The organism is Streptomyces sp. NBC_00075, from assembly GCF_045041225.1.
Classification (GTDB): Bacteria; Actinomycetota; Actinomycetes; order Streptomycetales; family Streptomycetaceae; genus Streptomyces; species Streptomyces adonidis.
On record NZ_CP108243.1, the window covers coordinates 1,152,904 to 1,166,924 of the forward strand.

12 protein-coding genes are annotated in these 14,021 nt (G+C 69.5%); 8 read left to right on the forward strand and 4 right to left on the reverse strand.

Annotated elements, in window-relative coordinates; translation table 11 throughout:
* Positions 1–55: 55 nt before the first annotated feature.
* From OG787_RS05150 to OG787_RS05160, 3 genes are all read left to right on the forward strand, one after another.
* Positions 56–1,234 (forward strand): phytanoyl-CoA dioxygenase family protein, encoded by a 1,179-nt coding sequence (locus tag OG787_RS05150; protein ID WP_405534412.1) that lies wholly within the window; start codon positions 56–58, stop codon positions 1,232–1,234.
* A 13-nt stretch (positions 1,235–1,247) separates the two neighbouring features.
* Complete coding sequence (locus OG787_RS05155; RefSeq protein ID WP_369037896.1) at positions 1,248–2,024, forward strand: SDR family oxidoreductase; 777 nt, start codon at positions 1,248–1,250, stop codon at positions 2,022–2,024.
* 64 nt (positions 2,025–2,088) lie between these two features.
* A complete protein-coding gene (locus OG787_RS05160) occupies positions 2,089–3,093 on the forward strand; it encodes a Gfo/Idh/MocA family oxidoreductase (protein ID WP_369037897.1) in 1,005 nt (334 codons plus the stop codon).
* A gap of 175 nt (positions 3,094–3,268) precedes the next feature.
* Here OG787_RS05160 and OG787_RS05165 read toward each other — a convergent pair whose 3' ends face one another.
* Genes OG787_RS05165 through OG787_RS05180 form a run of 4 tightly spaced genes read right to left on the reverse strand, consistent with a single transcriptional unit; the run spans position 3,269 to position 7,179 of the window.
* Positions 3,269–4,171 carry a sugar phosphate isomerase/epimerase family protein gene (locus OG787_RS05165; RefSeq protein WP_369037898.1) on the reverse strand — a complete coding sequence of 301 codons (903 nt, stop codon included), beginning with the start codon at positions 4,169–4,171 and terminating at the stop codon, positions 3,269–3,271.
* Positions 4,168–5,082, reverse strand: a complete 915-nt coding sequence (locus OG787_RS05170) for an ATP-binding cassette domain-containing protein (protein ID WP_405534413.1) — start codon at positions 5,080–5,082, stop codon at positions 4,168–4,170. Before OG787_RS05170 ends, OG787_RS05165 begins: the two co-directional genes overlap by 4 nt.
* A gap of 4 nt (positions 5,083–5,086) precedes the next feature.
* Entirely contained in the window at positions 5,087–6,160 is a 1,074-nt protein-coding gene (locus OG787_RS05175) for an ABC transporter permease (protein ID WP_405534414.1), read from the reverse strand.
* 5 nt (positions 6,161–6,165) lie between these two features.
* On the reverse strand, positions 6,166–7,179 hold the full coding sequence (locus OG787_RS05180) for a substrate-binding domain-containing protein (protein ID WP_369030889.1): 1,014 nt from the start codon (positions 7,177–7,179) through the stop codon (positions 6,166–6,168).
* Positions 7,180–7,462: 283 nt separating this feature from the next.
* Here OG787_RS05180 and iolC point away from each other — a divergent pair, with 283 nt between their 5' ends.
* From iolC to OG787_RS05205, 5 genes are all read left to right on the forward strand, one after another.
* Entirely contained in the window at positions 7,463–8,443 is a 981-nt protein-coding gene (iolC, locus tag OG787_RS05185; RefSeq protein WP_369030890.1) for a 5-dehydro-2-deoxygluconokinase, read from the forward strand.
* 142 nt (positions 8,444–8,585) lie between these two features.
* Entirely contained in the window at positions 8,586–9,464 is an 879-nt protein-coding gene (locus OG787_RS05190; protein ID WP_405534415.1) for a deoxyribose-phosphate aldolase, read from the forward strand.
* A gap of 205 nt (positions 9,465–9,669) precedes the next feature.
* A complete protein-coding gene (iolB, locus tag OG787_RS05195; RefSeq protein WP_405534416.1) occupies positions 9,670–10,566 on the forward strand; it encodes a 5-deoxy-glucuronate isomerase in 897 nt (298 codons plus the stop codon).
* Positions 10,566–12,443: a 3D-(3,5/4)-trihydroxycyclohexane-1,2-dione acylhydrolase (decyclizing) gene (iolD, locus tag OG787_RS05200; protein WP_405534417.1), complete on the forward strand. Its 1,878-nt coding sequence runs from the start codon at positions 10,566–10,568 to the stop codon at positions 12,441–12,443. The genes iolB and iolD overlap by 1 nt, the downstream gene beginning before the upstream one ends.
* Positions 12,444–12,493: 50 nt before the next feature.
* Entirely contained in the window at positions 12,494–13,987 is a 1,494-nt protein-coding gene (locus tag OG787_RS05205) for a CoA-acylating methylmalonate-semialdehyde dehydrogenase (RefSeq protein ID WP_369030894.1), read from the forward strand.
* Positions 13,988–14,021 lie beyond the last annotated feature (34 nt).

Consider the following 14,021-nt stretch of genomic DNA (forward strand, 5'->3'; position numbering starts at 1 on the left):
ATGACAGCAACAGGTAGCCGTTGATGATCGAGAGAAGACCGAGAGAAGGACGACGATGTCCCTCACCGCCGCACAACGCCCTGCGTGGCTGTCCGAGCAGGACTGCGACCTCGACGCCTTCCGCGCCGAGGTCGAGCGGACGACCGACGCCGCCGACTACCCGTACGCGACCGCCGTCGAGCGGAACGTCCTCGTCTACGACAGTGAGCGGCTGCGGGCCGCCGTCACCACGCCGGATGAGCGCCGGGAGGTCCTTGCGGAGCTGGTCCGGGCGCTCACCGACGGCCCCGGCATCGTGGTCCTCGAGCGGGCCTTCGCCGATCTGTCGGTCGTGGACCGGGCGACCGCCGCCTTCGAGGCGCTCATCACCGAGCAGCGGGCGGCCGGGACCGTCGCGGGCGACCACTTCGCCAAGCCGGGTGCCAACGACCGGGTGTGGAACGCCCTGGAGAAGACGGCCCTGCGCGCGCCGGAGGCGTTCGCCGACTACTACGCCAACGACATCATCGCGCTCGTCTCGACGGCCTGGCTCGGCCCTGGCTACCAGGTCACCTCGCAGATCAACGTGGTCAACCCGGGCGGCGCCGCGCAGAGCCCGCACCGCGACTACCACCTCGGCTTCCTGTCCAACGAGGCGGCAGCGGCGTTCCCGGCGCACGTCCACCGGCTCTCCCCCGTACTGACGCTCCAGGGCGCGGTCGCCCACTGCGACATGCCCGTCGAGTCCGGGCCGACGCTGTACCTGCCGTACTCGCAGTCGTACGAGCCCGGTTATCTGGCCTGGCGGCGCCCGGAGTTCGTCGAGTACTTCGCCGCCCATCATGTGCAGCTGCCGCTGGCGAAGGGCGACGCGGTGTTCTTCAACCCGGCGCTCTTCCACGCGGCCGGCACCAACCGGTCCGCGGACATCCGCCGGATGGCGAACCTCCTCCAGGTGTCCTCCGCGTTCGGGCGGGCCATGGAGACCGTGGACCGGGAGGCGACCGTCAACGCGCTCTACCCGGTGCTGCTCGCCCGCAAGGCCGAGGGCGTGGACGAGGCCTGGCTGGACGCGGTCGTCGCGGCCTCGGCCGAGGGCTACCCCTTCCCCACCAACCTCGACCGGGATCCGCCGGTCGACGGACTGGCCCCGCCCTCGCAGGCGGACCTCGTACGGCGTGCGCTGCGCGAGGAGTGGACCCCCGAGGCGCTCCGCGAGGCACTGCGGGCCGGCGCCGAACGACGTGAGAGCTGAGGAACCGAACGGTATGGGACTTCTCCAGGACAAGGTCGTCCTCGTCAACGGCGGCAGTCAGGGCGTCGGCGCGGCCATCGCCCGGGCCGCCGTCCGCGAGGGCGCCGTCGTCGCGGTGTCCGGGCGGCGCCCGGAGCCCGGCGAGGCGCTGGTCGCGGAGCTGACGGCGACGGGCGGCAAGGCCATGTTCGTACGGGCCGACCTCGCGGACGCCGAGCAGGCGAAGGCGTCCGTGGCCGAGGTGGTCGCCGCGCACGGCCGGATCGACTGCCTGGTCAACTCGGCCGGCCTGACCTCGCGCGGCACGCTGCTCGACACCACGCCCGAGCTGTTCGACGCGCACATCGCGATCAACCTCAAGGCGCCGTTCTTCGCCATGCAGGCGGCGGTGGCGGACATGGTGGCGCGCAAGGCGCCCGGCACGGTCGTCAACATCATCACGTCCTCCGCGCACGGCGGACAGCCCTTCCTGGCCCCGTACGTCGCGGCGAAGGCCGGCCTCATCGGCCTGACCCGCAACGCGGCGCACGCGCACCGCTGGGACCGGGTCCGGATCAACGGCCTGAACATCGGCTGGACGGCGACCGAGGGCGAGGACGCCACCCAGCGGGCCTTCCACGGCGCGGAGGACGGCTGGCTCGACCAGGCCGCCGAACGCCTGCCCATGGGCAAGCTCGGCCAGCCGGACGAGATCGCCGACTTCGTGGTCCTCCTGCTGTCCGACCGGTCGGGCGTGGTCACCGGTTCGGTGATCGACTGGGACCAGAACGTCCTCGGCGGCCTGGACTGACCCTCTTCCTCTCCTCCCCCGGCAAGACACCCGCACCACCATTCACCAAGGAGCAGCACACCCCATGCGCATCGGAATCCTCGGCCTCGGCCGCATCGGCGCCTTCCACGCCGAGACCCTCTCCGGTCTCGACGCCGTCGACTCCCTCGTCGTCAGCGACCCGTTCGCGGAGGCCGCCAAGGCAGCCGCGGAGCGCTTCGGCGCCCAGGTGGCGGACTCCCCCGAGGCACTCCTGGCCGCCGGTGTCGACGGTGTCGTCGTCGCCGCCGCGACGGACGCCCATCCGTCCCTGATCCTCGCCGCCGTCGAGGCGGGCATCCCGGTGTTCTGCGAGAAGCCGGTGGCCCGCTCGATGGCCGAGGGCGTCGCGGTGCTCAACGCCGTCAAGGACAGCGGCGTCGAGATCCAGATCGGCTACCAGCGCCGCTTCGACGCGGGCTTCACCGCCGCCCGCAACGCCGTCCAGAGCGGCGAGTTGGGCCTCCTGCACTCCATCCGGTCGACCACACTGGACCCGGCGCCGCCGCCGGCCGCGTACATCGCCGCGTCGGGTGGCATCTTCCGGGACTGTTCGGTGCACGACTTCGACATCCTGCGCTGGGTGACGGGCCGCGAGGTGACCGAGGTGTACGCGGTCGGCGGCAACCGGGGCGCCGACTACATCAAGGAGGCGGGCGACGCCGACACCACCGGCGCGATCCTCACCCTGGACGACGGCACGATCGCCGTGGTCTCCAACTCCCGCCACAATGCCCGGGGTTACGACGTCCGTATGGACCTGCACGGCTTCAAGGACAGCATCTCGGTGGGCCTGGAGGACAAGCTCCCGCTGCGCTCCGTGGAGCCGGGTGTCACCTTCCCGGCGGGCGTCCCGCACGACTTCTTCATGGACCGCTTCATCCCGGCCTACCGCGCCGAACTGACGGCGTTCACAGAGGTCGTCGCAGGCACCCGCACGTCCCCCTGCACGGTCGCCGAGGCCCTGGAGGCGGGTTGGATCGCGGACGCGTGCACCCTGTCCCTCCAGGAGCACCGCCCGGTACGCATCGAGGAAGTACGCACAGTCTGAGCGGACTCGACAAACCGAACGGCCCGCGCTGTCAGCACAGCGCGGGCCGTTCAACGTGTTCCAACGATTCGGTACTACTCAACAGGCGGCGCGGGGGACATACCTAGGGGCGCGGGGAACTGCGCGACAAGCCACGAACCACCCGCACCCGCCGACCAACCGCACAACCCCGGACCTACGCCCCACAGGACCGAAGGAACTGCCGCGTACGCACAGCGATAGGCAACGGCCTGTCCGGCTCACACGGATACATGTCCTGCTCGACAATCGCGAACAGATCCACGCCAAGCCCCTGCGCAGCAGTCAGCACAGGCCCCAACTCCGGCACCCCAGAGGGCGGTTCACACATGACCCCCCGCTGCACGGCCGGCCCGAACGGCACCCCGTTCTCGACCACGTCGGCCAGGATCGCCGGATCCACCTGCTTGAGGTGCAGATACCCGATCCGCTCACCGTACGTCTCGATCAGCTTGACGCTGTCGCCACCGCAGTAGGCGTAATGCCCGGTGTCCAGGCACAGATTGACCACGTCGGAGTCCGTCGCGTCGAGGAACTGCTCGACGTGCGCCTCGGTGTCGATGTGGGTGTCCGCGTGCGGATGGACGACGATGTCGAGCCCGTACGTCTCCTTGACCTCGCGCCCGAGCCGTTCCATGCCCCGGGCGAGGTGACCCCACTGCTCGGCGGTGAGTTCCGCCGGCTCCAGGATCTCGGCGGTCTTGTCGTCCCGCCAGAACGACGGGATGACGACCAGGTGCTTCGCGTCCATCGCCTGGGTGAGCGCGGCGACCTGGCTGACGTGCTCCCAGGTCGACTCCCACACGGACGGACCCCGGTGCAGGCCGGTGAAGACGGTACCGGCCGACACCTTCAGGTCACGCTTGACGATCTCGTCCGTCAGCCGGGCCGGGTCGGTCGGCAGATAGCCGTACGGGCCCAGTTCGATCCAGCGGTAGCCGGCCTCGGAGACCTCGTCCAGGAACCGTTCCCACGGCACCTGGACCGGGTCCTCGGGAAACCAGACGCCCCAGGAGTCCGGCGCCGAGCCGACCCGGATGCGGTCGAGCGGAGTCGTCATGACTTCGTCCCTTCCGAGGAGGCGGTGCCCGACGTCTGGAGATCCTCCACTTCGGGGAGTTCTTCGACGTCGACGCCGCGTACCTGGGCCAACTCGTGCTTGAGGGCTGCGAGTTCGGCGCCGCCGGCCATGTGGTTGGTGAGTTCTTCGAGGCTGACCTCGCTGCGGGCGGCGCTCAACTCCATGGTGCCCAGGCGCAGGACGCTGAAGTGGTCGCCGACCATGTAGGCGTGGTGCGGGTTGTGGGTGATGAAGATGACCCCGAGGCCCTTGTCCCGCGCGGCCGCGATGTACTTCAGCACCACCCCGGACTGCTTGACACCGAGGGCCGCGGTGGGCTCGTCGAGGATGAGGACGCGGGCGCCGAAGTAGACGGCGCGGGCGATGGCCACGGACTGGCGCTGACCGCCGGAGAGGGTGCCGATGGGCTGGTCGAGGTCGTCCAGGACGATGCCCATGTTGCGCAGTTCCGCGTCCGCGGTCTCCTTCATCTTCTCGATGTCGAGGCGGCGCACGGGCCAGGGGCCCTTGGTCATCTCGGAGCCGAGGAAGAAGTTGCGCCACACCGGCATCAGCGGGACGGTCGCCAGGTCCTGGTAGACCGTCGCGATACCGGCGTCCAGCGCCTCACGGGGCGTGCCGAAGTGCACCGGGGTGCCGTCGACGAGGAGTTCGCCCTCGGTGTGCTGGTGCAGCCCGGAGATGATTTTGATCAGCGTCGACTTGCCGGCGCCGTTGTCGCCGAGCACGCAGGTGACCTGACCGGAACGGACCGTGAGGTTCACGCCGTGCAGGGCACGGATGTTGCCGTACGACTTGCCGGTGTCGCGCAGCTCGACGATCGGCTTGCCGTCCTCGGGCGAACTCTCTTTGGTGAGCGTGCCGTTGGGGGAGGTTTCGTTGGTTGTCATGCGATCACCTCCGGGTCGCCTGGCGGCGGACCCACAGATTGACGAGGGCGGCGACCAGGAGCATCACGCCGAGGAACGCCTTGAACCAGTCCGGGTTCCAGTTGGCGTACACGATCCCCTGGGAGACCATGCCGAAGATGAACGCACCGATCACCGGGCCCACCGCCGAGCCGTAACCACCGGTCAGCAGACAGCCGCCGATCACCGCCGCGATGATGTACAGGAACTCGTTGCCCACGCCTTCACCGGACTGCACCGTGTTGAACGAGAACAGCAGGTGCATCCCCACGAACCAGGCACCCGCGCCCACACCCATGAACAGCGCGATCTTCGTGAACTTGACCGGGACACCGACAGCGCGGGCGCTGTCCTGGCTGCCGCCCACCGCGAAGATCCAGTTGCCGAACTTGGTGCGCAGCAGGATCCAGGTCGCGATGGCCGCGAACACCAGCCAGTACACGATCGTGATCTTGAAGTTCACGTCGCCGATGCTGAACTCGGACGCGAAGACCTTCTTGGCCTGGTCGAAGCCGTCCATGTCCGAGATCGAGTCGGACGCCACGTTCCCCGTGAAGATCTTCGTCACGGCGAGGTTCGCGCCCTGAAGGATCAGGAACGAGCCAAGGGTGACCAGGAAGCTCGGCAGCCCGGTCTTGATCAGCAGCCAGCCGTTGAACGCCCCCACCGCCAGCGACACGACCAGCGCGACGATCACGCCCGTCCACACGTTCATCGACAGCTGGAAGCTGAGGATCGCGGCGGTGAGCGCCGAGGTGGTGACCGCGACACCGGCGGACAGGTCGAACTCCCCGCCGATCATCAACAGGGCCACCGGCAACGCCATGATGCCCATGACGGAGGCCTGGTAGAGCACGGTCGCGAGGGCGCTGGTCTCCCGGAAGGAAGGCGCCACCGCGAAGAAGAACACGTACACACCGATGGCGGCGATGAGGGCGCCGACCTCGGGGCGGGCGAGCAGCCTGCGCCCCAGGGACCGCTGGTTGGTGCGGCCGTCCTTCTGAGTGGCCGGCGGAGCCGGCGGCGAGGAACTCGCCGCCGGTGCCGTTGTCTGACTCATGGTCATCACCGAGTGCCCTTGGCGGCGAACGCGGCGATCTCCTTGACGTTGGTCTTGTCGACGAAGGCGGGACCGGTCAGCACGGGCTGCTCGCCACCACCGCTGTAGTTGCCGTTGTTCTTGAACAGCCACAGACCGTCGACGGCCAAGTAGCCCTGGAGGTAGGGCTGCTGGTCGACCGCGAACTGGATGGTGCCCGCCGCGATGGCGTCCGTCAGCTCCTTGTTGAGGTCGAAGGTCGCGACCTTCGCCTTGCTGTTGGCGTCGCTCACGGACTGGACGGCGGTCAGCGCGTAGGGGGCGCCGAGCGCGACCACGTAGTCGATGGCCTTGTCCTGGTTGAGCTTCGCGGTGATCGTCGACTTCACGGACGGCATGTCAGTGCCGTTGACGTTGAGGACCTCCAGCGTGCCGGTGAAGGTCTTCTTCACACCGTCACAACGCTGCGTGAGTCCGACGTTGCCCTGCTCCTGGACCACACAGACGGCTTTCTTCGAGCCGAGTTCGTTCAGCTTCTTGCCGAACGCCTCGCCCGCGACGGACTCGTCCTGACCGAAGAACTGCTGGAGACCGAGGGTCTGCCAGTCGCTCAGACCGGAGTTGAGACCGACGACGGGGATGCCCGCAGCCGTCGCCTTGGCCACGACGTCCTTCATGGCGTCCGGCTTGGCCAGCGTGATGGCGATGCCGTCGACCTTCTGGTCGATCGCGTTCTGCACCAGGTTGGCCTGGTTGCCCGCGTTCGGGTCGGCCGAGTAGATGAGCTTGACGTTGTCCTTGTCCGCGGCGGCCTGGGCGCCCTTGCGGACGATGTCCCAGAAGGTGTCACCGGGGGCCTGGTGGGTGACCAGGGCGACGGTCATCTGGGGGGTGGTGGCCTTGCCCGCAGAGGCGTCGGTGCCGCCCTCCTCCGAGTCCTTGCCGCCGGAACTGCTGGAGCAGCCCGCAAGGACCAGGGCCGCTGCCGCGGCAGCGGCAACAACGGGGGCGATTCTGCGGGAGCGAGAAGAGCGGTCCATCTTTCCTGCACCTCACTGTGCGACCGGGGAGAGGGTGGGGATCTTAGCGATCCCGGGCCCGGGTCCCGGAGGTCCGGGCCGTGTGCCGCGAACACGGCAGTCGTGTTGGGACCGAATCCAAATGCTTGGAACTGTCCGCTGTCAATACTTTGTTAAGACATCATTTCACAAGCAGGTCAGAATGTAAGAACAAACCCTTGACAGCGTCGCCCTCCGAGTCCTACACCTGGGAGACGACAGGCCCCTCGGGACCCGCATCCTCCGCAGCTCGAAGGAGCATCGCATGACCGAGTCAGCCCCGCCCTTCGACCTGGTCACCATGGGCCGCATCGGAGTTGATCTCTATCCGATGCAGTCCGGTGTACCGCTGACCCTAGTGCAGACGTTCGGAAAATTTCTCGGTGGGTCCGCCGCCAACGTCGCGGTCGCGGCCGCCCGTCTGGGCCGTTCCGCGGCCGTCGTGACCCGTACCGGAACGGACCCTTTCGGCGACTATCTGCACCAAGCGCTCAAGGAATTCGGGGTCGACGACCGCTGGGTGACGCCCGTGGAGGGCCTTCAGACTCCGGTCACATTCTGCGAACTTTTTCCGCCGGACGACTTCCCGCTGTACTTCTACCGTCGGCCGACCGCCCCTGACCTGCAGATACGCACCGAGGAGCTGGACTTCTTCGGAATCCGGGCGGCCCGCGTCTTCTGGATCACCGGCACCGGCCTGAGCGAGGAACCGAGCCGCTCGGCCACACTCGCCGCCCTCAAGGCCCGCGACCGGTCGGGCACCACGGTGTTCGACCTGGACTGGCGGCCCGCGCTTTGGGGCAGCACAGCCTGGGGAGACCCCGAGGAAGCCCGCCCGTACTACGCCGAGGCCCTGCGCCACGCGACCGTGGCGGTCGGCAACCTCGACGAGTGCGAGATCGCCACCGGCGTACGCGAACCACGCGCCTGCGCCGAGGAGTTGCTCGCCGCCGGGGTCGAACTGGCCGTCGTCAAGCAGGGCCCGAAAGGCGTGCTGGCGGTGCATCGCGACGGCACCACGGCCGAGGTCCCGCCGGTGCCCGTCGAGGTCGTCAACGGCCTGGGCGCGGGCGACGCGTTCGGCGGCGCGCTGTGCCACGGGCTGCTGTCCGGCTGGGAGCTGGAGCGGACCATGCGGTACGCCAACGCGGCCGGCGCCCTCGTCGCCTCCCGCCTCGCCTGCTCGTCCGCGATGCCGACCGAGTCCGAGGTCGACGGCCTCCTCGCGAGCGGATCGCGCCGATGAAGCCACCCCGGCCACCGAAACGACTCAAACCTGTGCAGCCCCAGCAACCTGTGAACGAGCACGGGACGGCGGCGACCCCGGCGATCCCCGCAACCCCGGGGACGGCCGACCGGGCGCCCCTGCCCCCCGAACGGAGCCTGTTTTGACCATCAGCATCGCCGATCTCGCCACGCTGAGAGCCCGGCACCCGGAGGCCGTCGCGGAGGCCGCCGCCCGCCGGGTCCGGCGGCCCCTGATCGGCGACAGCGGGCGGCTCATGATCGTGGCCGCCGACCATCCGGCGCGCGGCGCCCTGGGCGTCGGCGACCGTCCGCTGGCCATGGCCAACCGCGCCGACCTGCTGGAACGCCTGTGCGTGGCACTGTCGCGGCCCGGTGTGGACGGGGTGCTGGCCACCGCCGACATCCTGGACGACCTGCTGCTGCTCGGCGTGCTCGACGACAAGGTTGTCATGGGGTCGATGAACCGCGGCGGGCTGGCCGGCGCGGTCTTCGAGATGGACGACCGCTTCACCGGCCACCGCGCCGAGGACATCGCCCGGCTGCGCTTCGACGCGGGCAAGCTGCTGCTGCGCATCAACTACGACGACCCGGGCTCGCTCACCACCCTGGAGTCCACCGCGCGGGCCGTGGACGACATGGCGGCGCTCCGACTGCCGCTGTTCGTCGAGCCGTTCATCTCGCAGCGGGTCGACGGCCGGGTACGCAGCGATCTGTCCGCCGAGGCGGTCACCCGCTCGATCGCCATAGCGTCGGGGCTCGGCGGCACCTCCGCCTACACCTGGCTGAAACTCCCCGTCACGCACGACCCGGACGACATGGCCGAGGTGCTGGAGACGTCGACACTGCCCGCCGTGCTGCTGGGCGGCGAGGTCGGCGACGACCAGGAGGGCGCGTACGAGAAGTGGCGCAAGGCGCTGCGGCTGCCGACCGTGCAGGGTCTGGTCGTGGGCAGGTCGCTGCTCTACCCGTCTTCGGGCAGTGTGGAGACGGCCGTGGACACGGCGGTGGGGTTGCTGTGAACCGAGTCAACGGCAGGCTCGCCGTGAACCGTGGCCGCGAAGGCGTGGCCGTGAACCGAGGCAACGAAGGCACGGCTGTGAACAGGGTCAACACGGGACCCACTGTGAACGCGGCCGAAACGGAATCCGCCGTGAACCGGAGCGACACGGATCCCGCTGTGAACACGGGTGACAACAGATCCGCCGTGAACAGGAGTGACAGACCATGACCACCGCCTACCACCTCCCGGCAGGCAAGGCCCTCGGCGGCCCGTACGTCGTCGATGTCAACCCCGAGAAGGCCGGCTGGGGCTACTCCAGCCTCCGGGTGCTGGAGCTGCCCCCGGGCGGCTCGCACGCCGTCTCCACCGGCGACAGCGAGTGGATCGTGCTCTCCCTCAGCGGTTCCTGCACCGTCGAGGCGACGGACGATTTCGGTCACTCCACCTTCGAGGTGCACGGCCGCGAAAGCGTCTTCAGCGGCGTCAGCGACTTCGTGTACGTGCCACGTGACGCCCGTGCGACCATCACCTCCCCCGCCGGCGGGCGCTTCGCCCTCACCGGTGCCCGCTGCACCCGGCGGCTGCCGGCCCGCTACGGCCCCGCCTCCTCCGTCCCGGTGGAGCTGCGTGGCACCGGGAACTCCTCCCGGCAGGTCAACAACTTCGGCGCGGCGGGTGTCTTCGAGTGCGACAAGCTGATCGCCGTGGAGGTGATCACGCCCGGCGGGAACTGGTCGTCCTTCCCGCCGCACAAGCACGACGAGCACCGGCCCGGCGAGGAGTCCGTGCTCGAAGAGATCTACTACTTCGAGTTCGCGGACCACGAGGGCACGCCCGGCCTCGGCTACCAGCGGGTCTCCCCGTCCGGCCAGGGCCGGAACACGGATGTGCTGGCCGAGGTGCGCGGTGGGGACGTCGTCCTCATCCCCGACGGCTGGCACGGACCCTCCATGGCCGTGCCCGGCCACCACATGTACTACCTGAACGTCATGGCGGGCCCCGAGGCCGACCGTGCCTGGCTGATCTGCGACCACCCCGATCACGCCTGGGTCCGCGGCACTTGGCCCGAGCAGCCCGTCGACCCCCGCCTTCCCCTCTACACGGCCCCGGAGAAGTCCTGATGAGCACCACCCCTACCCGCCGTCTGACCGTCGCCCAGGCGTTGGTGCGGTTCCTGTCCGTCCAGTACACGGAGCGTGACGGCGTACGCCACCGGCTCATCGCCGGAACGTGGGGCATTTTCGGCCACGGCAATGTGGCGGGCCTCGGTCAGGCGCTGCTGGAGGCCGGTGAGGACGCGATGCCGTTCCACCAGGGCCGCAACGAGCAGGCGATGGTCCACGCGGCCGTCGGCTACGCCCGCCAGCTGAACCGGCTCTCGACGCAGGCCGTCACGACGTCCATCGGCCCGGGCGCCACCAACCTGGTCACCGGCGCCGCGCTGGCCACGATCAACCGTCTCCCGGTGCTCCTGCTCCCCGGCGACTACTTCGCGACGCGCAGCGCGGACCCGCTGCTCCAGCAGCTGGAGCACCCGGTCGAGGCGGACCTGTCCGTCAACGACACCCTGCGCCCCGTCTCGCGCTACTTCGACCGGGTGACGCGCCCCGAGGCGCTGATCCCGTCCGCGCTGAACGCCGTACGCGTCCTCACGGACCCGGTGGAGACGGGTGCCGTCACGCTCGCGCTGCCGCAGGACGTGCAGGCGGAGGCGTACGACTGGCCGGAGGAGTTCTTCGCCGAGCGCGTCTGGCACGTCCGGCGTCCCGCGCCCGACCCGTACGAGCTGGCCGAGGCGGTTCAGGCGATCCGGGCCGCCGAGCGTCCGCTGATCGTCGCGGGCGGCGGAATCCACCACAGCCAGGCCGAAGACGCGCTGAAGGCCCTGGTGGACGCCACCGGCATCCCCGTGGCCTCCACGCAGGCCGGCAAGGGCTCCCTGCGCTACGACCACCCCGCCGACCTGGGCGGCATCGGCCACACCGGCACGGCCGTCAGCGACGACCTGGCCCGCACCGCCGACCTGATCATCGGCGTCGGCACGCGCTACACGGACTTCACGACCGCCTCGAACACACTGTTCCAGGACCCCGGCGTACGGTTCCTCAACCTCAACATCACCGCCTTCGACGCCCACAAGCTGGCGGCGCGGACGCTGGTCTGCGACGCGCGGGCGGGCCTCACGGCGTTGACGGAGGCGTTGTCCGATCACCGTGTGAACTCGGTTTACGAAGCCGAGTACGGTGCCGGGAAGGCTCGCTGGGAGCAGGTCGTTGACACCGCGTTCAGCGCTGCCGACGAGAACTCCGTGCCCACCCAGACCCAGGTCCTTGGCGCCCTGGACTCGGTCGTCGGGGACGACGATGTGATCATCAACGCGGCCGGTTCGCTCCCCGGCGATCTGCACAAGCTGTGGCGGGCTCGCAGCCCCCGCCAGTACCACCTGGAGTACGGCTTCTCCTGCATGGGCTACGAGATCCCCGCCGGGATCGGTGTCCAGCAGGCCGCCCCGGACACCCCGGTCTGGTCGCTGGTCGGCGACGGCACCTACCTGATGATGCCGACGGAGATCGTCACCGCCGTCCAGGAGGGCCTGCCGGTCAACCTGGTCCTGATCCAGAACCACGGGTACGCCTCCATCGGCGGCCTCTCCGAGTCGGTCGGCGGCGAGCGCTTCGGCACGCCCTACCGCTTCCGGGCCGCCGACGGCACCTTCACCGGCGCCCCGCTCCCGGTCGACCTCGCGGCCAACGCGGCCAGCCTCGGCATGGACGTCCTGCGCGCCAAGACCATCGGCGAGCTGCGTACCGCCCTGGCGACCGCCCGCGAGTCGGACCGCCCGACCTGCGTGTACGTCGAGACCGACCCGGCGCCGACCGCTCCCCCGGCGGAGGCCTGGTGGGACGTACCGGTTGCCGAGACGGCCGTCCGCGAGGCAGCCGTACAGGCGCGTGTCACGTACGACCGCCAGGTCGTCGACCGCCGCCGGCACCTCTGACCCACCGGCCCCCTCCCCCAGGGGGCCGTACCCCCTGAAAGGCCCGCACCATGAAGACCATCACCCACTGGATCGACGGCAAGCCCGTCGAAAGCACGTCCGGCCGTTTCGGTGCCGTATACAACCCGGCCACCGGAGCGCAGGAGAAGCAGGTCGCCTTCGCGTCGGTGGACGAGGTGGACGCCGCGGTCGCCTCCGCGAAGGCCGCGTACGAGACGTGGGGCGCGGCCTCGCTCGCCAAGCGGACGGCGGTGCTGTTCAAGTACCGGGAGCTGCTGGACGCGCATCGCGACGAGATCGCGGCGCTGATCACCGCCGAGCACGGCAAGGTGCACAGCGACGCGCTCGGCGAGGTGGCTCGGGGGATGGAGATCGTCGAGCTGGCCTGCGGGATCAGTGTGCAGTTGAAGGGCGAGCTGTCGACGGAGGTGGCGACCCGGGTCGATGTCTCGTCGATCCGGCAGCCGTTGGGGGTCGTCGCGGGCATCACGCCGTTCAACTTCCCCGCCATGGTGCCGATGTGGATGTTCCCGCTGGCGATCGCGTGCGGCAACACCTTCGTGCTGAAGCCCTCCGAGAAGGACCCGTCGGCGTCCTACCGGCTGGCCGAACTGGCCTCCGAGGCGGGCCTTCCGGACGGTGTGCTGAACATCGTGCAGGGCGACAAGGTGGCCGTGGACCGCATCCTGGAGCACCCGGACATCGAGGCGGTGTCGTTCGTCGGCTCGACGCCGATCGCAAAGTACATCCAGCTCAAGGCAGTTGAGCACGGCAAGCGCGTCCAGGCGCTGGGCGGCGCCAAGAACCACATGCTGGTGCTGCCGGACGCCGATCTGGACTACGCGGCCGACCAGGCGATCAACGCGGCCTACGGTTCGGCGGGCGAGCGCTGTATGGCGGTGTCGGTCGTGGTCGCGGTCGGTGACACGGGCGACGAGCTGGTCGGCCGGATCGCCGAGCGGGCGAAGAGCCTGCGCATCGGCCCCGGCACCGACCCCGAGTCGGAGATGGGTCCGCTGATCACGCGCGAGCACCGCGACAAGGTGGCCTCGTACGTGGCGGGCGCCGAGGCACAGGGTGCGGAGGTCGTCGTCGACGGCACCGGCTACACGGTGGCGGGCCACGAGGACGGCTTCTTCCTCGGCGTATCGCTGCTGGACAAGGTGCCGGTGACGGCGGACGCGTACCGTGACGAGATCTTCGGTCCGGTGCTGTGCGTGGTGCGCACGGAGACGTACGACGAGGCCATCGCGCTGATCAACGGCTCGCGTTGGGGCAACGGTACGGCGATCTTCACCCGGGACGGCGGCGCCGCCCGCCGCTTCCAGCTGGAGGTGAAGGCGGGCATGGTCGGCGTGAACGTGCCGATCCCGGTGCCGGTCGGCTACCACTCCTTCGGTGGCTGGAAGGACTCCCTCTTCGGCGATCTGCACATCTACGGCAACGACGGCATCGCCTTCTACACCCAGGGGAAGGTCATCACCACGCGCTGGCCCGATCCGTCCGACGGCGGTATCAACCTCGGTTTCCCCAGCCATTCCTGACAGAGCATCACCATCTGACGCAACGTCATTACCT

What these genes read in the sequence shown, in the direction of transcription:
- OG787_RS05170 (WP_405534413.1), bottom strand. Translation starts at nt 5,082, where the DNA reads ATGACAACCAACGAAACCTCCCCCAACGGCACGCTCACCAAAGAGAGT.
- OG787_RS05175 (WP_405534414.1), bottom strand. Translation starts at nt 6,160, where the DNA reads ATGAGTCAGACAACGGCACCGGCGGCGAGTTCCTCGCCGCCGGCTCCG.
- iolC (WP_369030890.1), top strand. Translation starts at nt 7,463, where the DNA reads ATGACCGAGTCAGCCCCGCCCTTCGACCTGGTCACCATGGGCCGCATC.
- OG787_RS05150 (WP_405534412.1), top strand. Translation starts at nt 56, where the DNA reads ATGTCCCTCACCGCCGCACAACGCCCTGCGTGGCTGTCCGAGCAGGAC.
- OG787_RS05180 (WP_369030889.1), bottom strand. Translation starts at nt 7,179, where the DNA reads ATGGACCGCTCTTCTCGCTCCCGCAGAATCGCCCCCGTTGTTGCCGCT.
- OG787_RS05155 (WP_369037896.1), top strand. Translation starts at nt 1,248, where the DNA reads ATGGGACTTCTCCAGGACAAGGTCGTCCTCGTCAACGGCGGCAGTCAG.
- OG787_RS05160 (WP_369037897.1), top strand. Translation starts at nt 2,089, where the DNA reads ATGCGCATCGGAATCCTCGGCCTCGGCCGCATCGGCGCCTTCCACGCC.
- iolD (WP_405534417.1), top strand. Translation starts at nt 10,566, where the DNA reads ATGAGCACCACCCCTACCCGCCGTCTGACCGTCGCCCAGGCGTTGGTG.
- OG787_RS05165 (WP_369037898.1), bottom strand. Translation starts at nt 4,171, where the DNA reads ATGACGACTCCGCTCGACCGCATCCGGGTCGGCTCGGCGCCGGACTCC.
- iolB (WP_405534416.1), top strand. Translation starts at nt 9,670, where the DNA reads ATGACCACCGCCTACCACCTCCCGGCAGGCAAGGCCCTCGGCGGCCCG.
- OG787_RS05205 (WP_369030894.1), top strand. Translation starts at nt 12,494, where the DNA reads ATGAAGACCATCACCCACTGGATCGACGGCAAGCCCGTCGAAAGCACG.